The sequence below is a fragment of the Paraburkholderia elongata genome (assembly GCF_013177735.1).
In the GTDB taxonomy this organism is placed as follows: Bacteria; Pseudomonadota; Gammaproteobacteria; order Burkholderiales; family Burkholderiaceae; genus Paraburkholderia; species Paraburkholderia elongata.
This window is the reverse complement of sequence record NZ_WOEZ01000183.1, coordinates 49,945-70,067: the sequence shown is the minus strand read 5'-3', so window position 1 is coordinate 70,067 and position 20,123 is coordinate 49,945. Positions and strand designations below refer to the sequence as shown.

Below are 20,123 nucleotides of genomic sequence, written 5' to 3'. Positions count from 1 at the left end.
GCAGGCAAAACCGGGAAGCGCTGCCCTAGCTGTTCCTTAGTTGCTCAACAACGACCCGCTTCTGAACGCTTTCGCACCGGCAATGCGCGCGAATTCCAGCCCGGCCGTCGCGAAGCGCGTCAAATGCCGCGCGTACAGCACGCCGGCCACGCTGCTCTTCAGCGTCACGACGCGATCGCTCAACGGATCGACGATATCGGCGATCTCATGGCCGACATCGACCCAAGTTCCGACTTCGCAGCGGTAAACCAGCACGCCGCTAATCGGCGCGACGATCGGCTCGGCGCCGGCCAAAGGCGTGGCCGCGAATTCGAGCGTCGGCAGCGGTGCTGGCGTGCCGTCGATTACGCCACGCGTGGTCAGGTACTCGATGATCGCCTGGGCGTCGCGCTCCGCGTACTCGTACGACACTTCGCGTTGACCGCGCAGTTCGATCGTGACCGAGATCGAGCCGTTCGGAATCGGGAAACGGTCGCCGTAATGGCCGCGCAGATCCGACCAGCAGAAGCTGTGGATTTCGTCGAACGGATTGCCCACCGAATTCAGCGCCAGCAGCGACGCCTTGGCGTCCAGATAGCAGGCGAGCGGCTTGACTTCCGGCCACAGGTCCGGGTTCGTGTAGAGGTGCATCGCAGCTTCCCAGTCGCAGTGCAGATCGAGCACGACATCGGCGTCGCATGAGAGTTTTTGCAGCGCCAGTCGTTGCGATTCGAGTTCGGTTTCCGGCTTTTGCGCGTCGAGCGCTTCACGCATCGCCGCGCGGATTGCCGTGCGATTGGCGTCGACGTTGTCGGTCAGACGCGCTTCGATGCCGGGCTGAATCAGCGCCGCCAGTTCGTAGAAATTGCGGTTGAAGTTCTGCGCGCTGTTGGTCTCGAAGCGGCCCGACAAATGGCCGAGAAAGTGCTGATTCAGGCCGATCGGATTGGCCACCGGCACGATCACGACTTCGCCGCGCACCTTGCCGGCGGCTTCCAGCGCCGCGAGCTTGCGGCGCAACGCCCACGAGACCAGCATGCCGGGCAACTCGTCGGCATGCAGCGACGACTGGATGTAAATTTTCTGCCCGCCGCCCGGACCGTAGTGAAAACTCGTCAGATTACGGGCGGTGCCGAGCGTCGGGGCAATCAGCGGATGGGTTTGGGTTTGCATGGTTTTCAAATCCGCGGGCAAGTGGGGCGTGCCACGCTATGTCGTTGATTACAGGGGGAAAGGGTGTCTCAAGGTCGGTCATTGGCGGGCTGCTTCGCCGCGCCTCTATCGCACGATCTTAGCCGATATGACACAACGCGTGGTCTTATGCGGCGTCGTCCGGAGTCCGGATCGCGCGCGGCAAGCGGGCAGGCCTGTCCGGTTCGATCGCTGTCCGGGCGGCGCGGCAAAGCGGCCCCGCAAACGAAACGGGCTCCGCGTGGTGCGGAGCCCGTTCCTCGCAAGCCGGCAAACGCGTCGTCAGACGCGCGTGGCTGGCTTAGCTGCCGTACACGTCGAAGTCGAAGTACTTCTTCTCGAGCTTCTTGTACGTACCGTCCTTGATGATGTCGGCAATCGCCTTGTCGACCTTCGCCTTCAGATCGGTGTCTTCCTTGCGCATGCCGATGCCTGCGCCGTTGCCGAGGATCTTCGGATCGTCGATGTCCTTACCGACGAAGTCGAAGCCCGCGCCGCGCGGCGTCTTCAGGAAGCCGATGTCAGCTTGCACGGCGTCTTGCAACGCTGCGTCCAGACGGCCCGACAGCAAGTCTGCATAGACCTGATCCTGGTTCTGATACGGCACAACCTTCGCGCCCTTCGGTTCCCAGTAGGTCTTCGCGTACGTTTCCTGGATCGTGCCTTGCTCGACGCCAACCGACTTGCCCTTCAGCGAATCGGCGGTCGGCAGGATGCCCGAACCCTTCTTCGCGACGAGGCGCGTCGGCGTGTTGAACAGCTTCGCCGAGAAGGCGATCTGCTCAGCGCGTTGCGGCGTCATGGACATCGACGACAGCACGCCGTCGAACTTCTTCGCCTTCAGGGCCGGAATCATGCCGTCGAAGTCGTTTTCGACCCACACGCACTTGGCCTTCAGGCGCGCGCAGATTTCATTGCCGAGGTCGATGTCGAAGCCCGCGAGCTTGCCGTCCGAGCCCTTGGACTCAAACGGGGGGTAGCTGGCGTCAACGCCGAAACGGATAGTCGACCAATCTTTAGCGTGTGCGCCAATCGAGACGGTGGCAAGCAGAGCAACCGTCAAAGCCGCTAGCAGTTTTTTCACTGTTTAACTCCTCGGTGTAGTTCAAATACTCCCGTATGCGGTTGTGCCGCTGCGGGACGCCTGGCGCGACTCACGACCAGGCTTGGGTTGAAGCTGCCGGCCGGGGCAGCCAGCAGCGCGCGCCAAGCTTATCAGTTCAAAAAGATTGGGTAGCTAGTGAAACACCGGATGGCGAACCGCAATAGCTTTTAAAGCCTGAATGTGGTGGAGATTCGACGGCGCCGTCATGCGTATTGCATGGCCTCGGTGCGCTGTCTTTTGTCTTGTAACAATGTCGTAATGAAGTTGACTACTGGCGGAGTTTTGCCCGGATACTTCGCAAGATGCGTTGTGCCGGCAAAACCGGTATCGAGAATAGCGCTAATTAGCGCCGTATATTGCAGGTTATAACGGCGCTCGCGATTGTTTCAAATGGCTGTCGATGAGTTAAAGATTTCGCACGAACAACCGTTAAATACAGATGAGCGCATTTGTTAAATCACACCTGACAGATTGTTGTTCTGGATTGGGGCGATGCCGGGACCAAAAATGGATTGCTTGGCGCTATTATCAACGCTCTGCACGCCTGCCTTTGCAGCGTGCGAACGTATCGGTATCTGTCTGAACAAAGCCATCGAGGACGACGCCCGCGGTTAAACACCGCGCGCCTGTTTGCGTTCGTCTTAATGGCCTTCTGCTAAGCGGTGTTGTATATGCACACGATTTCGATGGCAGATGAAATGCGCTGTTTCAAACCATCGCTCTGGCGCCGAATTGCAGACGCGGCGGGGCGCGTGCATTCGCTGCGCTGCTGCGGGTTTTCCGGCTTTTTGACGCTGCTGATAAACGCCGCATTCTGCTGTAGCCTTTTGTCTTCAGCACCCGTCGTGGCCGCCGACAAAGTTCTGCGCGTGCTGGCATGGCCCGGCTATGCAGATGCCGACGTCGTCAAGACTTTCGAAGCGCGCTACCACGCGAAGGTCGAAGTCACGTTGGTCGATTCCGACGAAGCGTTATGGGCGCAGATGCATGCCCAGGGTACGCCGCAGTTTGATGTGCTCGCTGCGAATACTGCTGAAATCGAGCGCTATACCCGAGCGAATCTGCTGGCGCCGCTCGATCTGGCCAGTTTGCCGAATACGAAAAAACAGTTGCCGCGGTTTCAGGCGTTGTCGTCGATTGAAGGGCTGACCTCGGCAGGTAATGTGTACGCCATTCCATTCACGTATTCGTCAATGGGGCTGATCTATGACCGCAAGCAGATTGCCGTTGCGCCGCGCTCGATGCGCGAATTGTGGAACCCGCGTTACCGCGGCAAGGTTCTTGACTTCAATAGCGCCCAGCATAATTTCTCGTTCACCGCGCTGGCGCTGGGATATCCCCATCCCTTCCAACTCGATGCCACACAGATGCGCGTGATTGCTCACAAGCTCGTGGATCTGCGCCGCAACCTGCTGACCTATTACACGCTGCCGGAAGAAGCGACCGCGTTCTTCATCCAACATAAAGTTGCCTTGATGTTCGGTAACTATGGCACCCAGCAGGTTGAATCGTTGCGCCGCGCCGGCGCCGACGTGGGCTACGTGATTCCCGACGAAGGGGCGCTCGCCTGGCTGGACTGCTGGTCGATGACGCGAACCGCCAAGGATCGCGCGCTCGCACTTGCGTGGATCAATTACATGCTCGAACCGGACGTCAGTGCATTGTTGACGCAACGCCAGGGGCTCGCCAACACGTTGACGGCGCCGGCGGAAAACAGCGACAGCGGCAACGCGCACATCGTCTGGATCGGCCCAGTGGAAGATATTCAGCGGCGCGAAGAACTGTGGAACAGAATCGTGTCCGGCGACCGGTCGGAGCGTTTTTGATGATACGCCCCGGCTTGACATTCAAGTTATCGATTCTGCTTGCGTGCATTGGCGTGCTCGCGTCCGGTGCAACCGGTTATTACACGTATCGTGCTAACCGTACGATGCTGGTGAACGAAGCCGAACGCAGCCTGCTGACTTCAACGGAACTGCTGGGTCAGCGCTTTTCCGTGGCGATCGACGATGTCGGCGCAGACGCGCTGGTGCTCGCGAGCTTGCCGTCTTCGTCGGATGTCTTGCAGACCGACAACGGCATTGGCCCGAATGCGCCGCGCGAACAGCTGGCGCAGGTGTATGCCAGCTTCATGGTTCACCGCCCCGAGTACCTGCAAATCCGCTTGGTTACCCGCAAGCACTACGGACTCGAACTGATCCGTTTCGACCGTGACGCGGACGGCCTGGTGCGGGTCGAGGGGAACAGCTTGCAGGAAAAAGGCCAGTTCGCGTATGTGTTCGACACGCTGGCGTTCTCGCCCGGGCGCATTTACATCTCGCCGATCTTGGTGAATCACGAGTACGGTACGCATGCCGCCGAGGGCAAACCGACGCTGCGACTCGGCACACCGGTGGCGGACGCGAGTGGGGCAGTGGTGGGCGTCGTGATTATCGACATCGATCTGGCCCGCCTGCTCAACCGTTTGCAGAGCGATTTGCCGAGCGACTATCGGGTCTATCTCGCCAACGAATGGGGCGATTTCCTGGTCCATCCGGATGCCTCGAAAACGTTCGGCTTCGACAGGGGGCGCCGCGTTCTGATGCAGGACAGCTTTTCCGCCACCCAGCCGCTCTTCGATCAGTCAGAAAGCGAAGTTCTGCTGAACGGTCTCGTGCGGCCGGGGCAGGCGGCCGGTCAGGTACTGGCTTTCGTGCGCAGGCCGTTCGGCGCGTCAGAGGGCAACCGCTTTATCGTGCTCGGCCTCGCCAAGCCGCTCGAGGATGTGCTGTCCGGTGCGACCCAGCTGGGTAACAGAATCATTCGCATGGTGTTGATCTTCAGCGTGTTGGCGCTGCTTCTCGCGATTCTGTTTGCGCGTGCCCTGACCAAGCCTTTGCACTTACTCGCGTACGCTGCAACGCATCTATTCGCCGAGCACGCGATGGAAACGCTGCCGCTCAAGCGTACCGACGAGATCGGCATACTGGCGCGCTGCTTCGATCGTCTGCGCCGGGAAATCAAGGCGCAAATGGACGTGCTGCACAACAAGCAACGTGAGCTCGTGCATCTTGCCACGCACGACGGGCTGACCGGCCTGCCGAACCGCATGTTGTTCATGCAGAAACTCGAGGTGGCGATCGAGGAAGCGACACGGCGCGAAGAAGGACTCGCCGTGCTGTTCGTCGACCTCGACCGCTTCAAGCAGATCAACGACCAGTTCGGCCATTCGATCGGAGATAAGGTGCTCGCCGCGGTGGCGGATCGGCTGAAGCAGGTGCTCTGCGCGGCGGATGTTGCCGCGCGCCTCGGCGGCGATGAGTTCATCGTGCTGATCGAGGGTCCGCGTTCCGCCGAGGCTGCGCCGGGGATTGCCTCGCGGATCGTGGGCGCGTTAAACGAAGAACTGCTGATCGACGGACAAAGCATGACGGTGGGCGCGAGCATCGGCATCAGTCAGTTTCCAGACGACGGCGCCACGGCAGAGGAGCTGCTGCTCAATGCCGACGCGGCGATGTATGCGGCCAAATCCGGCGGGCGGTGCGGGTATCTGCGCTATCAGGATGTGATCCAGGCGCAGAAGCTGGGCGCACAATCATCATACGAATAACCCACCGGAAACGCGAGGCAACTTCGCCTCGTTCGACGCTTCATCGAGCGCCGAAGCAATCGTTTGCGCCGATCTTGAGGCAACTCTTTTTGATTTTCGCGGGCGCGTTTTCCACCTATCAACTTTTCCCGCAGGCCTGCCGACAACCTCGCTATAGCAACGGGATTGACTGGAGATGGGTGTGAAGCGACAGGTGTGGTTTTTGGTAGCCGTTCTCGCGTTGGCCGGATGCGCACAGATGCCCGCGCAGAATGCCGCGCGCACGGACAAGGCGCCCAACGAAGTCATTAGCTTCGAGATTCCGCCGGACGCGCTCGGGGCGCATGACCCGCAACTTACCGCCGTGCTGACCAAGGCAGGCGCATTGGCCGCCGCGCAGCAGCAGCCCACGGTCGTGCTGGTCACCGCGCTGGGTCAGGATTTCGCGTACCTGAACCAGGCGGTGTGGAAGGGCGTGCCTGCGCAACGCATGTCGAAGGTGAGCTTCGAAAATCGAACCGCTGGTCTTGGTCAGCCGTATAGCGTATCGATCAGGACGGTGCAATGAAGGAGGCCATCGCGATGCTTCGAATCACCTTACTGACGTTGGCCACGCTGCTTGCCGCGCCTGCCTTTGCGGGCCAGCCGGGAACGGATCTGCAGTCGGCCGGCGCGTTTTCCGCTGGGCCCCCCGCGGCGGCGGACAAGGTTTATCCGCCGTTGCCATCGCTCGCGATGCTGCCGCCGTCGAGCGGCAGTGATGATGACTTGCCTGTGAAGCAGGCGCCGCATCGAAAGAAGTCGCGTGCGCCGATACAGATGCAGGATCACAGAGGGCCGCCGATGCCGGCTGTCCGGCTCGTGGTGTCTGATGCTTCACATGCGTACCTCGACTCCGTGCAACGGCAGATCGATCAGGCTCTGGTCAAGTAATTCGGCCGGCCATCTGCTGCCCCCTATTTTTATCGCGATCAAGCGGAAGGATGAATCGTGTCCTTGAAAATCTTCTGTTTTGCGCTGGCGTGGCTGTCTATGTCCGGTGCAGCACACGCGGCTGACGATTGCTTCAATGAGGCCGCAGCTTACCAGGGCGTCAATCCGTGGGTATTGCGCGCCGTTGCATGGTACGAATCGAAAGGGGATCCGGGCGCGATACATCAGAACGCGAACGGTTCGATCGACGTCGGTCAGTTGCAGATCAATTCGATTCATTTCGGCGATCTCGCGCGAGAGGGTGTGCCGCATCGTGCGTTGACCGACCCGTGTGTGAACGTCTATGTGGCCGCCTGGCTGCTGAAGCAGAAGATGGTCAAATACGGCAATACCTGGCGCGCGATCGGCGCGTACCACTCGGAAACACCGAAGCAGCGCGACGCCTACGCCCGAGGTATCCAGCAAGTACTGGTCGGATGGGGGCAGTTGCCGTCCGCTCGCCAGTCGCTGTTGGCTAGTCGCTAGTCACGAAAACGCAGCTTCGAGTGGTTATCATGAGGCCTCGGACGGCCTCGATTTCACTCGCGACGCAGCGCTTCCATGCTGCATCGCGCGGAGAAAGCAGGGCCAGGCTGTACTTGCTGAGGCCCTCGTTGATCAGATCTCATACGCACAAAGCGGCAGTGTTGGTGGCGCTTGCCGGTATCGGCCTCGCCGTCGGCGCGCCGTTCGTCCTCAATTCGCATGCGGCCCTCGCGGGGCTGAGCGACATTTCTCTCTACGTGTTCCTCGCGCTTGCCGCGAGCGCCGCGGTCAGTGCGCTGGCAAAGGCCGGCAAGCTGCATCTGATGCAGGCCGCGCTCGGGTTTCAGGTGAGTTTTCTACGCACTTTCGCCATCACGTTGGCGACCGATTTTGCGTTTCTGGCTTCTCCGCTCGGCGCGGCAGGCTATGGCGTCAACATCGGCCTGCTGCAGCGCGCCGGGGCATCCTGGTCGCTCGCGACGACGGTTGTCGGTGCGGATCAGGCGCTCGATCTCGCGTTCTTCGCGACCGCCGTACCGGTCTCCCTGCTATTCACCTTCGGGCCGCTGACGCAGTTGATACCGCACGCGAGCGCACCGCTCGTGTTCGCCGTATTCGCAGGCGGTGGGTGTCTGGCGGGCGTCGTCTGGCTGAACCGTCAGCGTGTGGCGGCGGCGTTGGACGCCACCGGGCGCCGTGTCCGGTGGCTGAACGAGCGTCGGGCGAGGCTGTCGCGGTTTTGCGACAGCGTCGGGCGGCAATGGCGGGAGCTGGTTGGCGGCCCCAAGTGGCGGCTTGCCGCGCTGCTGCTGCTGACCACCCTGCAGTGGCTGCTTCGCTATGGCGCGCTTTGGTTTATTTTGCGCGAGCTTGGGTACCGTCTGCCCTTGGGTTTTGTTCTGGCCGTGCAGGCGGTGGCCCTTCATGCCGCCCTATGGACCGGGGTGCCCGCAGGAGGTGGCACCGGCGACATCGCGCTCGCGGCCGCGTTCGCGAACTGGGTGCCCCGGGCGAGCATCGCGACGGGTCTGGTTCTGTGGCGCTTCGCGACGCTCTACTGTCCGTTGATGCTCGGCGCGGCGAGTTTCATTGCGCTTGCAACGAGGGGGCGCAACTCCTTGTCGGCAGCGGAATGAGCCGTCGAGGCTAGGTGCGAACGGATGGCTCCGCTCCGTGAGCGCATCAGCGTGGACTATCGGGCACTTTTTTCATGCGTGCCGCAAAACTCGCCCGTGGGCCGTGGTCGATGCGTAAGTAGAGTAATTGAAAGGTCTGTGAAATCAGCGCAAGCGGATAAACAGCCTTGAAGAGGTCCGCGATCATGCGCCATTCCGCGCGCAAGCCTTTCCAGTAGCCGAGTTTTTCGGTTTTGCGAGCCTGCGTGACGCGCGGCCAGTGAGTGACCGCGATAGGCAGGCGGCGCTCGATGATGCGGCGGTTCATGAACACTTCGACCCCGAAGCGCGGCAAGCCGTGAACCTCCTGCAGGACCTCGCTTAGCAGCGCTTTTCTGACGACCCGTTCACCGGAGACGAAATCGAGACCGATGGCGCGAAACGCCAGCAGGCTGTTCTGGCGCAGGCTCAGGCTGACTTGCGCTTTGCCTTGCAAAACGGGAAGGGCGAGCGCGCTGATGCACTCGGCGGTCAACCCTTTCAGATCGGCATCGAGCAGCATGAGCAACTCGCCTGTTGCCGCGGCGATTCCGGCTGCCATAGCGGCGCTTTTGCCACGGTTCTCCGAGCATCGAATCAGCCGCACGGACGCGAAGCGTTCGACTATTTCAGCGGTGCCGTCGGTTGAACCGTCGTCCACCACGATGATCTCGCCGAGCAAAGGGTGGGCGCAGGCCACGGCGAGCACCGTGCCGATGCGAGGTGCCTCGTTATAGGCGCAGATCACGCAAGACATGCGCGGAAAATGACGGTTTAGAGCGCGAGCAGTCATAGAAAGGGGTGTAGTGAGCAGGTAATGGTGCGGTGCAGCACAAGTCTTACTTTTTCAGCTATAGTCGGGATACGGCATATATGCCCAGAGAGGTACAAAATGTACGACGCCGAAATCGCCGCCACCCTCCTGAATCGTTGGGCTACACGTTCATCAACAACTGACTTCGACACCTATCTCGACTTGTTGCGGGAAGGCAATCTCAGTTTCACCTACCAATCCGGTCACGTGCGCGAAGCCGGCATTGAAGATGGGATCGCATGCAATATCGAATCTCTCGTATTCGGGGACGGCTCGCGCACCCTGCGCGTCGAAGCGCCTGACCAGACGCCCCGCTGGACGCGCTGGGCCGCGGTTGAACCGCTGTTGCCCGCAACCAGCGAGGCCTGAACAACATCGTCAGACAATCCGCGTTCCGGCGCGATACGTCGCGCGTGGCACCGGCAGTGTGTCGAGCATCGTGACGCGCACGAAGTCCGCGCGCAAGCCCGCTTCGATCGCCCCGCGGTCATGCAAGCCCGCCGTGCGGGCGGGTTCGGCGGAGACCGTCGCCATGGCGCGCGGCAGGGTCCAGCCGGCCTTGCCGACGAGTTCGAATACGGCGGTCATCAAACTGGAAGGAACGTAGTCCGAGGACAGGATATCGAGCAAGTCGGCCTTCGCCAGTTCGAGCGCCGACACGTTGCCTGAATGGGAGCCGCCGCGCACGATATTCGGCGCCCCCATGATGGTCGAAATGCCGTGCTCGCGTGCCGCCTCGGCAGCGATGCGGGTGGTCGGAAATTCCGCCAGCACGATGCCTTCGGCCTTGGCCTGTTCGACGTGCTCGATCAGCGTGTCGTCATGGCTTGCCACCGGAATGCCGAGCCGGTTGCAGCGTGCGACGATCTCGCGACGGTGCGCGTCGGCGTAACGTTCCTGCTCGATGGACAGTTCGGTCAACGCGGTCGCTACGTGTTCGTCAGTCAGCTTGCCGTTGCGCTCCTGGAAGCGGCGCCATTGTTCGCGGTCGTGCCATTGACGTTGGCCGGGCGTGTGATCCATCACCGAGGCGAGCCGCAGCAATGGATGCGCGCACAACGAATCGAACACCTCGACCACGTCGGCGGTGGCGATTTCGCAGCGCAGATGCAGAAAGTGTTCGGCGCGCAGCAGCTTGCGCTCGGAGAAGCGCGTGAGGGATTCGGCGCATTGCGTTTGCAGATCGCGGCCGCGCAGCCCGACGTTCGAGCGCGAACCGATCGCGAGGGCATCGAACACCGTGGTGATGCCGGCCGCCGCCACTTGCGCGTCGTGGATCACGAAGGCGGCATCCGTATTCCACTGCACGCCCGGCCGCGGCGCCAGATGTTTCTCGAGGTTGTCCGTGTGCAGTTCGATCAGTCCCGGCAAGAGATAGTCGCCGTTCCAATCTTCCGCTTCACGCGCCGAGGTCGTGCCACGCTCGACGTCGCGAATCACGCCGTCTTCAATGCGTATCACACCGGTAAATACTTCGTCTCGCGTCACGATGCGAGCGTTCCTGATCAACATCGACTTGCTCCGTAGTCTGTCTTGATTGAGTGTTGCGCCGCAGTGCTTCGATTAAGTGCTTCGACTCAATGTTTCAACTCAGTGGTTCAGTTTAGTGCCGGTTCGTGTCAGTTAGTGACGTAGCGGCGGCTGGAGTTCAAAACGGCGCGTGGCCACTTTGCTGCGGGTATCTTCGTCGTGAAAGATGCCGACGATCGCCGCGCCACGCTCGCGTGCTTCGACGATCAGATCGGCGACCACGTCGCGGTTCTCCGCGTCGAGCGAGGCGGTGGGTTCGTCGAGCAGCAGCAGCGGATGCCCGGCGATCAAACCGCGGGCGATGTTCACGCGCTGTTGTTCGCCGCCGGAGAAGGTGGCGGGCGCGAGCGACCACAGTCGCTCGGGCACGTTCAATCTCGCCAGCAGGGCAGCAGCACGCGCGCGGGCTTCGTCTTCCGCGACACCGCGTGACAGCAGCGGTTCGGCGACGAGCGTAAGCGTCGGCACGCGCGGAATCACGCGCAGAAACTGGCTGACGTAGCCGACCACCCCGCGGCGCAGGCGCAGCACATCATGCGGCTCGGCGCCGGTGATCGACACCGGCGGCCCGTCATTCGCCGCCGCGTCGCGAATCGCAATGGAGCCCGTACTGGCCAAGTAATTGCCGTACAGACAGCGCAGCAGCGTACTCTTGCCAGCGCCTGAAGGCCCGACCAGTACGACACACTCGCCGCGTTCGACATTGAGCGACACATCCGCGAGCGCTTCGATCTGCACGCCGCCCTGGCCGTGCAGCGTGAAAGTCTTGCCGATGCCGACCGCGCGCAGCATCAGTGCGTTGTTCTCGCTGAACGCGCGTTCAGCGGCCTGTGATTCCTTGCTTGTTTCAATGGATCGCATTGTGAGCCTCAAACCGGCAGAACCGAGGAAACCAGCGTTTGCGTGTACGGATGCTGCGGATCGTCGAGCACCTGGTCCGTCAGACCGGCCTCGACCACTTCGCCGCCTTGCATGACCATCAAGCGATGCGCAAGCAGGCGCGCCACGCCGATATCGTGCGTCACGATCAGCACCGACAGATGCAGTGTGGACGTCAGCGTGCGCAGCAGATCGAGCAGGCGTGCCTGCACCGATACGTCGAGACCGGCGGTCGGCTCGTCCATGAAGACGAGGCGTGGACCGGTGACGAGATTACGCGCGATCTGCAAACGCTGCTGCATGCCGCCGGAAAACGCGGCCGGAAATTCGTCGATGCGTGTGGCGTCGAGTTCGACGCGCTCCATCCACTGCGTTGCCGTGCGGCGAATATCGCCATAGTGGCGGGCCCCGACCGCCATCAATGGCTCGCCGATATTCGCGCCGGCGGAGACGCCGCTGCGCAGGCCATCGCGCGGATTCTGCTGCACGAAACCCCACTCGGTGCGCATCAACAGACGCTGGCGCGGTTCGGACAAGGCGAACAGATCGAGCTTTTCGCCATGCGTGGCCGTGTAGTGGAGCGAGCCGCTATCGGCTTCGGTTTTCAGGGCGAGTGCATTGAGCAGCGTAGTCTTGCCCGAGCCGGATTCGCCGACGATGCACAGCACCTCGCCCGGATAAAGATCGAAGCTGACGTTCCTGCAGCCGTTGCGGCCGCCAAATTGTTTGGTGAGCGAACGGGCGCTCAACAGCGGCGTCATGCGGTTTCTCCTTTGCGCGCTTCGTATGACGGCAGCTCGAGATCCTGATCGCCGCGGCGTTCATGGCAGTAGTCGCTATCCGAGCAAACGAACATGCGCTTGCCGGCGTCGTCCACTATCATTTCGTCGAGGAAGCTTTCCGTCGATCCGCACAGCGCACACGCGTGCTGCCACTTCTGCACCTCGAACGGATGATCGTCGAAGTCGAGACTGCGCACGGCGGTGTACGGCGGTATGGCGTAAATGCGCCGCTCGCGGCCGGCGCCGAACAATTGCAGCGCGGGATTCATATGCATCTTCGGGTTGTCGAACTTCGGAATCGGCGAGGGCGAACTCAGATAGCGGTGGTTGACCATCACCGGGTAATCGTACGTGGTGGCGATGCTGCCGTGATGGACGATGTCCTCGTACAGCTTCACACTGATCAACCCGTAATCGGCTAGTGCGTGCAACTTCTTGCATTCGGCGACGCGCGGCTCAAGGCGAAATAACGGTTCGGGCATCGGCACCTGATAGACCAGAATCTGCTTATTGGTGAGCGGCGCTTCGGGAATCCGATGACGTGTCTGGATGATCGTCGCTTCGGTCGCGCGGCGCGTGGTCGCGACGCCCGTGGTGCGCGCGAAGAAGCGGCGGATGTTGACCGCGTTGGTGGTTTCGTCGGAGCCCTGATCGATGACCTTCAGCGTATCGCTCTTGCCGATGATCGCCGCGGTCACCTGAATGCCGCCCGTGCCCCAGCCGTATGGCAAGGGCATTTCCCGCGAGCCGAACGGCACCTGATAGCCCGGCACGGCGACCGCCTTGAGCAGCGCGCGGCGCAGCATGCGCTTGGTCTGCTCGTCGAGGTAGGCGAAGTTGTAGCCGTGGGCGGCACTGTCGTATGAAGCGGTGGTGAGGCAGGTGTCCGGCGCGTTCATGCGGCTTGCTCCTGCTGATCGTGGTCCTTGCTTTGATCGTTGCTCTGGGTTTTACCCGTCGTGCCGTGTTGCGCGCGCAGGCGTCTTACGAGTTCGAGCTCGGACTGGAAGTCGACGTAGTGAGGCAGTTTCAAATGCTGAACGAAGCCGGATGCTTCGACGTTATCGCTATGCGAGAGCATGAATTCGATGTCCTGCGTCGGCGAGCCGAGCGTTTCACCGAGTTCCTCGGCGCGCAACGCGCGATCCACCAGTGCCATCGCCATCGCTTTGCGCTCCGAGTGTCCGAACGCGAGGCCATAGCCTTGCGTGAAAGCAGGCGGCACGTCGCCGCTGCCGGCGAACTGGTTGATCATCTGGCATTCGGTGACGTCGATGTCGCCGATTTCGACCGCCTCACCCAACTCGTCGAGTTCCATTTCGACGGCGATCGTGCCGAAGCGGATCTCGCCGGCAAATGGATGCGAATGCGCATAGCCGCGTTGCGTGGCGTAGCCCATGGCGAGCAGGAAGCCTTCGTCGCCGCGAGCGAGATTTTGCAAACGCGTGGCGCGGCTCGCGGGAAAGGCGAGCGGCTCACGCGAGAGGTCGCCGGGTTCCGGCGCTTCCGGCGTAGGGCGTTCCTGTTCGATTAGGCCTTCCTTGTCGAGCAGCGTGACCACGCGTGGCATGGCCTCTGCTGCGGACTGCGCGGCATGATCGGAAGATTTGGTTGCGGCCGCATCGGTTCCGGCATCGCCTTCGGCGAGCAACGCGAAATCCAGCAGACGCTGCGTGTAATCGTAAGTCGCGCCGAGCAACTGCCCGCCGGGCACGTCCTTGAACGTTGCCGAAATGCGGCGCTCCACTTGCATGGCTTCCGTGTCGATCGCCTGCGTATAACCGAAACGCGGCAACGTGGTGCGATACGCACGCAACAGAAAGATCGCTTCGACCAGATCGCCCGCGGCCTGTTTGATCGCGAGCGCGGCGAGTTCTTCGTCGTAGACCGAACCTTCGGTCATCACTCGCGCGACGGCGAGGCGTAATTGCTCGCGAATCTGCGCGACGCTGAGTTCGGCCAGCCGCGTATCGCCGCGGCGCGCCTTGTCGAGCAGACGCCACGACGCTTCGATCGCGCGTTCTCCACCCTTGACGGCAACGTACATCAGTTCACCTTCGCTTGAGTTGTGCGCGGCAGGCCGATCAACGAGCTGCCGCAGACGAGATAACAATCGATGCCGCACGGAAAGAGCGGCGCGAGGGCGGCGCGTTCGCGCCAGAAGTTCTCGGGCAGACCGACCGGCGCGATCGTTGTGGTGTGCTGAATGCCGGGGCCGCTCAGCACGACCGGCGTGCCACCCGTCAGTGCTTCGACGCGGATCAGCAACGTCACCGAGCGCTCAGGCGATTCCGCTTCGCCGAGCGGAAAGCTTTCCAGTGCCGGCATTGCGCTTGCGTCGTGGATATAGGCGAACGCGGCAAGTCCCGGTTCGTCGACGAGCGGCGCGCCCGTATGAAAACGCAGTGCCGACGCCAGCGCCGTATCGGCTTGTGCGAGCCATACGGGCGTGGCGTAGTCGCACAACGTCAGCAATGCGGCGAATGCAGCGAGCGCGGCGCGAGTCTCCCGCACCTCCGGCAAACCGTTTTCAACGACGCCCACCGTGCCGGGACGCGACAGCGCGTCGAGCAACGTACGGAATACCGCCTGGGTGTCGTGGACCGGGTCTGCGAAACCGGGCGTCAATGTAGCCAATGAAGTGGACAATGCAATCTGTGAGTTTTCCATCAGTCGCCCCGGACCATCGTGAAGAATTCGACGCGCGTGGCTGCGGCGTCCTGTCTGCGCTCGGCGCGTTCAGCGGCTTGCTGTGCGGCAAACGGCTCGATCAATTGCTGATGCAAGGCAGCGTGATGCTCGGGCATTTGCAGCAGCGCATCGGCCAGCGCCGCCAGTTCGGCGCGGCGGCGGTCGCGGCCCAGATGACACGCAACGCCGACGGCCGCCGTTGTGTCACCCGTGGCGCGCAAACGCAACGTGGCGCGCGTGACGGTGGCTTCGCCGAGATTGAACGGGTCGCCGCTGCCGCCGACCCGTCCGCGCACCATCGCGAGGCCGATTTCGGGTGGCCGCAGCCAGTCGTAAGCGGGGGGCGGGACGCCTTGCAGCGCGCGATCCAGTGCGGTTTCGAGATCGGCGCGCGGCGTGCGGGCTAGCACGGCCATCCATGCGCGCCGCATGGCGGAGGAAGGCGAGGCGGAAGTGGCACTCATCGAAATTCCTGTTGATCCAGCGAGTGGACATTTGACCATCTATTCATCTAAACGTCTAGACGTTTAGGGGTATGCTTGTCCGGCGTTGTCGCGCATGGCCGCCATTTCATATTTCCATCACGGCTTGCGCACTACAATGCATGGCATAGCAAATATTTGAACCCAAGGGAATGACAGCACCATGACATCGAACGACAACGCGACGCCGGGCACGCTGCTCGAACGCGGCGCGGGCGTTGCCGTGTGGCGGCAGATCGAGCAGATTCTGGCCGCAGAAATTGCTGCGAGCGGCTTCGGCGAAGAAGGCCGCTTGCCGAGCGAGGGCGAACTGGCCAAGCGCTTCGACGTGAACCGGCATACCGTGCGTCGCGCCATGCTCGGTCTTGCCGCATTGGGCCTCGTCAGCGTCGAGCAGGGACGCGGCACGTTCGTGCAACCCGGCGCGATCGACTATACGATTGGCCGGCGCACGCGGTTTACAGAAAACTTGCGCCAGCAGCATCATGCGGCGGCAGGCACGATGTTGTCGGCCGCGCGCGTGAAGGCCGAGCCGAATGTCGCGAAGGCGCTCAGCCTGCGGGCGGGCGCGCCGGTCTACCGGATCGAGACGCTGCATGAATCGGATGGCGTGCCGCTCACGTTCGCGCGCAACTGGTATCCGGCCGCGCGTTTTGCGAACTTGCCGGAGGTGTTGGAGCGCACCGGCAGCATCACAAAGTCCATGGCTGAATTGGGCGTGCCCGATTATTTGCGCAAGTGGAGCCGTATCGGCAGCGTCTTGCCTGAGCCGGAAGTGGCGCGGCGTTTGAATATCAACCGGCAGCAGCCGGTGTTGTGGGTCGAAAACGTCGACGTCGATCTGGAAGGCACGCCGATTAAATACGGGTTTACGCATTTTGCTGCGGACCGTGTGCAGTTGCTGGTGGAGCACGAAGTATGAGCGGCGCGGCATGGGGCGCCGGGGCACGTTTCGCGGTGTATTACGCGCCGTCGCGCGAGTCGGCGTGGTGGCAGGCGGGTTCGGCGTGGTTGGGGCGTGATGCGGAAAGCGGCGACCGATGTGTGTCGCCGCAACCGGAAGACTTGGCGCGTCCGTTGGCCGATCTAACCGAAGCACCGCGACGCTATGGTTGGCACGGCACGCTGGTCGCGCCGTTTAGTCTTGCTGAAGGCGTTACCCAGCAAGATCTGCTGGAAACGACGCGCGCATGGGCCGGCACGCAAAGTCCGTTCGCGCTACCGGTCGAAGCCGCGACGCTCGGCGATTTCGTCGCACTACGTCCTGCTGATCCGGATGGCGAAGCGCAAATTCGTCACGTTGCATCCAGTGCGCTGCAAACGCTCGACCCATTACGCGCCAAGCCGTCCGCCTCCGATGTCGCACGCCGTCTCGCAGCCCCGTTGAGCGAACGGCAACGTGCATTGCTGATCGAATGGGGTTATCCGTACGTCTTCGACGAATTCCGTTTTCACATGACGCTGTCCAGTTCGCTCGCCGATGCCGATGAGCGCGCGACGCTGGTTGCATGGTGGCAGGCGAAAACGCCCGCGCTCGGACCGCTCGCTCTCGATCACGCGGCGCTCTTTGTCGAACCCGCGCCCGGCGAGCCGTTTGTCTTGTGGCAGCGCGTGTCGTTTCAGACCCGGGAGGTGAAATAACAATGGCAAGTCGTTTGATCTATGTGATGGGGCCGTCCGGCGCGGGCAAGGATTCATTGCTGAGTTTTGCGCGCCGCCGCCTGATGGGCGAGCCGATTCTGTTTGCGCATCGCTACATCACGCGGCCGAGCGGCAACGGTGAAGAGCATGTTGCGTTGAGCGTCGAAGAATTCGCGGCGCGATCGGTGCTCGGTTTGTTTGCGCTCGAATGGTCGAGCCACTCGCTGCGTTATGGCATCGGTATCGAACTCGATGCATGGCTCGCGCGCGGTTGCACGGTTGTCGTCAACGGGTCGCGTCAGCATTTGCAGCATACGTTGGCGCGTTATCCGCACACGGAAGTCGTGCATGTGGACGCAGCGCCGCATATTCTCGAAGCACGGCTCGGCGCGCGGGCGCGTGAGTCGGCGGAGCAGGTCGCGGCCAGGCTCGCACGACGGGCGCCGTTTTCGCTGCCGGAGGGGCTTCGGTGCACGACGATCGATAACTCCGGGGCGCTGGAAGACGCGGGGCATGCGTTGATTGCTTTTTTGCAGGCGGAAGCAGACGTTCCTGACGTTCGCGGCGTTCGCAGCGTTCGATAAGCTCGACTACTCAGCCACCGCCATCCGCTCCCTGGTCGCTTCCTGCAGACACGACACAAACTGCAGCACCGCCGGCGTAGGCAACAGATCACGGCGCGAAATGATGCTGAGATCGTAATTCGGCAGCGCCTCTTCGATTTGCGCGACACGTATGCCCAGTGGCGCGACCATTTGCGCGAGCGGCCGCGTAAAGCAGCCGATCACATCCGTTTGCGACACCAGCCCGAGCGTCACCGCGAACGACGACGGCGCCCGCACCAGCCGCTTCGGCACCGGCAAGCCGTGCGCGTTGAACATCGCCATCATCACGCTATGCGGAAAGTGATCCGCGCCCACCGTCACGATCCACTCCGCGTCGAGTAATTCATGCAGACGCGTGACGTTCGCCAGCGGATGCCCGGCGCGCATCGCGACGACGAACTGCGTCGAGTAGAGCGGCGCCTGCACCAGATCGCTGTCGAGTGCCTGCACATGATGGATCGCCGCGATATCGAGCGCGCCGTTACGCAAACGCGCGACGGCATCCGGGATCGTGACTTCTTCCAGATGCAGATTCACCAGCGGCATCGCCCGGCGAAACTTCGAAACCGCATGCGGCAGGGCAGTCAACGCGATCGACGGCATCGTGCCCACGCTCACCTTGCCGGCCAGTTCCCCCTTCACCTGTTCGACCGCTTCGACAGTGCGGCGCATATCGCCCAGCAACTGTTCCGCACGCGGCAACAGCGCAAGCCCGCACTCGGTCAACTCGATGCCGCGGACGCTGCGCACCATCAACTCGGCATTCAGCGCGCTCTCCAACTCGCGGATCGTATGCGTGACGGCCGGTTGCGTCACGCCGAGCTCGCGCGCGGCAGCGCGCAGGCTGCGGTGATGGGCGGCCGCGACGAACGCTTGCAACTGTTGCAGCTTCATAAGGGTAATTCCGTATATAAAGCTTGTTAATCAGGGTGAAAAAAACAGCATCTTATTCGAACAAAAAGGCGTGGCTATAGTGCTTGCCTATTTGCCGCGTGACGCGGCGTGATTTTCCCAGGAGCGATTGATGAGCGAAGCCGTGCGTTTTACTGAAGTGTCTGACCTGGTGCCTGCCGCCGAAAGCTTGCGCGAGATCCGCCATCACATCCATCACCACCCGGAACTGGCCTACGAGGAAGTGCAAACCGGCGCACTGGTGGCTGAGAAGCTCGAACAATGGGGCTGGCAGGTCACGCGCGGCGTCGGTCAAACTGGTGTGGTGGGTACGCTGAAGGTGGGCAACGGCACGCGCAGTATCGGCATTCGCGCCGACATGGACGCGCTGCCGATCATCGAACAAACCGGTCTGCCGTATGCGAGCGGCACGTACGGCAAGATGCACGCATGCGGCCACGACGGCCACACGACGATGTTGCTCGGCGCCGCGCAACGCCTTGCCGCCACGCGCAATTTCTCGGGCACCGTGCATCTGTACTTCCAGCCGGCCGAAGAAAGCGGCATCGACAGCGGTGCGATGAAGATGATCAATGACGGCCTGTTCGAGCGCTTTCCGTGCGACGCCGTGTTCGGTCTGCACAACCATCCGGGCGAGGAACCTGGGGTGATGCTGTTCCGCAAAGGGCCATTCATGTCGGCGGGCGACAAGGCGATCATCACGATCGAAGGCGTCGGCGGTCATGCGGCGCGTCCGCATCTGACGGTCGATCCGGTCGTGGTGGCGGCGAGCATCGTGATGGCGTTGCAGACGATCGTCGCGCGTAACGTCGACCCGTCGCAGCCGGCGGTGGTGACGGTCGGCTCGATGCATGCGGGCACTGCGAACAACGTGATTTCCGGCAGCGCGAAGCTGGAATTGAGCGTGCGTTCGTTCAGCCCCGAAGTGCGCGCATTGTTGAAAAAGCGCATTACTGAACTCGCCGAAAGCCAGGCCGCGAGCTATGGCGGCAAGGCGGTGGTGGAGTACATCGAAGGCTATCCGGTGGTGATCAATTCGGATGCCGAAACGGATTTCGCAGTGCAAGTGGCGCGCGAACTGGTCGGCGACGACAAAGTGGTCGAGCAGACCGACATCCTGATGGGCAGCGAAGACTTCGCCTTCATGCTGCAGAAACGGCCCGGCACGTTCCTGCGGATCGGTAACGGTGCGGGCGAAGACGGCTGCATGGTGCACAACCCCCATTACGACTTCAACGATCGCAATCTGCCGGTCGGCGCGGCATTCTGGACGCGACTGGTGGAGCGGTATCTGGGGCTATGAGGGGGCAATGAGAGGCCAATGCCTCACCT

Annotated in this window: 22 protein-coding genes and 1 pseudogene; 11 read left to right on the top strand and 12 right to left on the bottom strand. The window is 62.1% G+C overall.

Annotated elements, in window-relative coordinates; genetic code table 11:
- Positions 1-36 precede the first annotated feature (36 nt).
- Both GNZ13_RS31120 and GNZ13_RS31115 read right to left on the bottom strand, forming a co-directional pair.
- Positions 37-1,152, bottom strand: coding sequence for a succinylglutamate desuccinylase/aspartoacylase family protein (locus GNZ13_RS31120; RefSeq protein WP_172171735.1), 1,116 nt, complete (start codon positions 1,150-1,152; stop codon positions 37-39).
- A gap of 319 nt (positions 1,153-1,471) precedes the next feature.
- Complete coding sequence (locus GNZ13_RS31115) at positions 1,472-2,254, bottom strand: ABC transporter substrate-binding protein (protein ID WP_172171733.1); 783 nt, start codon at positions 2,252-2,254, stop codon at positions 1,472-1,474.
- 692 nt (positions 2,255-2,946) lie between these two features.
- Here GNZ13_RS31115 and GNZ13_RS31110 point away from each other — a divergent pair.
- The 6 genes from GNZ13_RS31110 (at position 2,947) to GNZ13_RS31085 (ending at position 8,437) form a co-directional block, all read left to right on the top strand.
- A complete protein-coding gene (locus GNZ13_RS31110; RefSeq protein WP_172171731.1) occupies positions 2,947-4,101 on the top strand; it encodes an ABC transporter substrate-binding protein in 1,155 nt (384 codons plus the stop codon).
- The gene (locus GNZ13_RS31105; protein ID WP_172171729.1) at positions 4,101-5,864 is read left to right on the top strand and encodes a sensor domain-containing diguanylate cyclase; all 1,764 of its coding nucleotides are present in this window, start codon (positions 4,101-4,103) and stop codon (positions 5,862-5,864) included. Before GNZ13_RS31110 ends, GNZ13_RS31105 begins: the two co-directional genes overlap by 1 nt.
- 238 nt (positions 5,865-6,102) lie before the next feature.
- Positions 6,103-6,411: a hypothetical protein gene (locus GNZ13_RS31100; RefSeq protein WP_236002278.1), complete on the top strand. Its 309-nt coding sequence runs from the start codon at positions 6,103-6,105 to the stop codon at positions 6,409-6,411.
- Complete coding sequence (locus GNZ13_RS31095) at positions 6,408-6,776, top strand: hypothetical protein (protein WP_216675093.1); 369 nt, start codon at positions 6,408-6,410, stop codon at positions 6,774-6,776. The genes GNZ13_RS31100 and GNZ13_RS31095 overlap by 4 nt, the downstream gene beginning before the upstream one ends.
- Positions 6,777-6,875: 99 nt before the next feature.
- Positions 6,876-7,301, top strand: coding sequence for a lytic transglycosylase domain-containing protein (locus tag GNZ13_RS31090; RefSeq protein WP_172171821.1), 426 nt, complete (start codon positions 6,876-6,878; stop codon positions 7,299-7,301).
- Positions 7,302-7,429: 128 nt separating this feature from the next.
- Positions 7,430-8,437 carry a lysylphosphatidylglycerol synthase transmembrane domain-containing protein gene (locus tag GNZ13_RS31085; protein ID WP_172171725.1) on the top strand — a complete coding sequence of 336 codons (1,008 nt, stop codon included), beginning with the start codon at positions 7,430-7,432 and terminating at the stop codon, positions 8,435-8,437.
- Between the two features lie 46 nt (positions 8,438-8,483).
- Here the strand turns inward: GNZ13_RS31085 and GNZ13_RS31080 are convergent, their stop codons facing one another.
- Both GNZ13_RS31080 and GNZ13_RS54420 read right to left on the bottom strand, forming a co-directional pair.
- Positions 8,484-8,978, bottom strand: coding sequence for a hypothetical protein (locus GNZ13_RS31080; RefSeq protein WP_236002267.1), 495 nt, complete (start codon positions 8,976-8,978; stop codon positions 8,484-8,486).
- 36 nt (positions 8,979-9,014) lie between these two features.
- Positions 9,015-9,212: pseudogene (locus GNZ13_RS54420) on the bottom strand (glycosyltransferase family 2 protein); the annotation flags it as partial.
- 135 nt (positions 9,213-9,347) lie between these two features.
- Between GNZ13_RS54420 and GNZ13_RS31075 the strand changes: the two are divergent.
- Positions 9,348-9,638, top strand: a complete 291-nt coding sequence (locus GNZ13_RS31075) for a hypothetical protein (protein WP_172171721.1) — start codon at positions 9,348-9,350, stop codon at positions 9,636-9,638.
- A 9-nt stretch (positions 9,639-9,647) separates the two neighbouring features.
- Here GNZ13_RS31075 and GNZ13_RS31070 read toward each other — a convergent pair whose 3' ends face one another.
- From GNZ13_RS31070 to phnG, 7 genes are all read right to left on the bottom strand, one after another.
- The gene (locus tag GNZ13_RS31070; RefSeq protein WP_172171719.1) at positions 9,648-10,781 is read right to left on the bottom strand and encodes an alpha-D-ribose 1-methylphosphonate 5-triphosphate diphosphatase; all 1,134 of its coding nucleotides are present in this window, start codon (positions 10,779-10,781) and stop codon (positions 9,648-9,650) included.
- A 111-nt stretch (positions 10,782-10,892) separates the two neighbouring features.
- Positions 10,893-11,660, bottom strand: a complete 768-nt coding sequence (gene phnL, locus GNZ13_RS31065) for a phosphonate C-P lyase system protein PhnL (protein ID WP_172171717.1) — start codon at positions 11,658-11,660, stop codon at positions 10,893-10,895.
- 8 nt (positions 11,661-11,668) lie between these two features.
- Positions 11,669-12,439, bottom strand: coding sequence for a phosphonate C-P lyase system protein PhnK (gene phnK / locus GNZ13_RS31060; RefSeq protein ID WP_172171715.1), 771 nt, complete (start codon positions 12,437-12,439; stop codon positions 11,669-11,671).
- Positions 12,436-13,359, bottom strand: coding sequence for an alpha-D-ribose 1-methylphosphonate 5-phosphate C-P-lyase PhnJ (locus tag GNZ13_RS31055; RefSeq protein ID WP_172171713.1), 924 nt, complete (start codon positions 13,357-13,359; stop codon positions 12,436-12,438). The genes phnK and GNZ13_RS31055 overlap by 4 nt, the downstream gene beginning before the upstream one ends.
- A complete protein-coding gene (locus GNZ13_RS31050) occupies positions 13,356-14,507 on the bottom strand; it encodes a carbon-phosphorus lyase complex subunit PhnI (RefSeq protein ID WP_172171711.1) in 1,152 nt (383 codons plus the stop codon). The genes GNZ13_RS31055 and GNZ13_RS31050 overlap by 4 nt, the downstream gene beginning before the upstream one ends.
- Positions 14,507-15,130 carry a phosphonate C-P lyase system protein PhnH gene (gene phnH, locus GNZ13_RS31045; RefSeq protein ID WP_172171709.1) on the bottom strand — a complete coding sequence of 208 codons (624 nt, stop codon included), beginning with the start codon at positions 15,128-15,130 and terminating at the stop codon, positions 14,507-14,509. Before phnH ends, GNZ13_RS31050 begins: the two co-directional genes overlap by 1 nt.
- Positions 15,130-15,615, bottom strand: a complete 486-nt coding sequence (gene phnG, locus GNZ13_RS31040) for a phosphonate C-P lyase system protein PhnG (protein ID WP_172171707.1) — start codon at positions 15,613-15,615, stop codon at positions 15,130-15,132. The genes phnH and phnG overlap by 1 nt, the downstream gene beginning before the upstream one ends.
- A 181-nt stretch (positions 15,616-15,796) precedes the next feature.
- Here phnG and phnF point away from each other — a divergent pair, with 181 nt between their 5' ends.
- Genes phnF through phnN form a run of 3 tightly spaced genes read left to right on the top strand, consistent with a single transcriptional unit; the run spans position 15,797 to position 17,858 of the window.
- Positions 15,797-16,555, top strand: coding sequence for a phosphonate metabolism transcriptional regulator PhnF (gene phnF, locus GNZ13_RS31035; protein ID WP_172171705.1), 759 nt, complete (start codon positions 15,797-15,799; stop codon positions 16,553-16,555).
- Entirely contained in the window at positions 16,552-17,274 is a 723-nt protein-coding gene (locus tag GNZ13_RS31030) for a DUF1045 domain-containing protein (protein ID WP_172171703.1), read from the top strand. Before phnF ends, GNZ13_RS31030 begins: the two co-directional genes overlap by 4 nt.
- A 2-nt stretch (positions 17,275-17,276) precedes the next feature.
- On the top strand, positions 17,277-17,858 hold the full coding sequence (gene phnN, locus GNZ13_RS31025; protein ID WP_172171701.1) for a phosphonate metabolism protein/1,5-bisphosphokinase (PRPP-forming) PhnN: 582 nt from the start codon (positions 17,277-17,279) through the stop codon (positions 17,856-17,858).
- A gap of 6 nt (positions 17,859-17,864) precedes the next feature.
- On the opposite strand, the gene GNZ13_RS31020 is transcribed toward phnN, so the two are convergent.
- Positions 17,865-18,773, bottom strand: coding sequence for a LysR family transcriptional regulator (locus tag GNZ13_RS31020; RefSeq protein WP_172171699.1), 909 nt, complete (start codon positions 18,771-18,773; stop codon positions 17,865-17,867).
- Positions 18,774-18,903: 130 nt separating this feature from the next.
- Between GNZ13_RS31020 and GNZ13_RS31015 the strand changes: the two genes are divergently transcribed.
- Positions 18,904-20,094, top strand: coding sequence for a M20 aminoacylase family protein (locus GNZ13_RS31015; protein ID WP_172171697.1), 1,191 nt, complete (start codon positions 18,904-18,906; stop codon positions 20,092-20,094).
- Positions 20,095-20,123 lie beyond the last annotated feature (29 nt).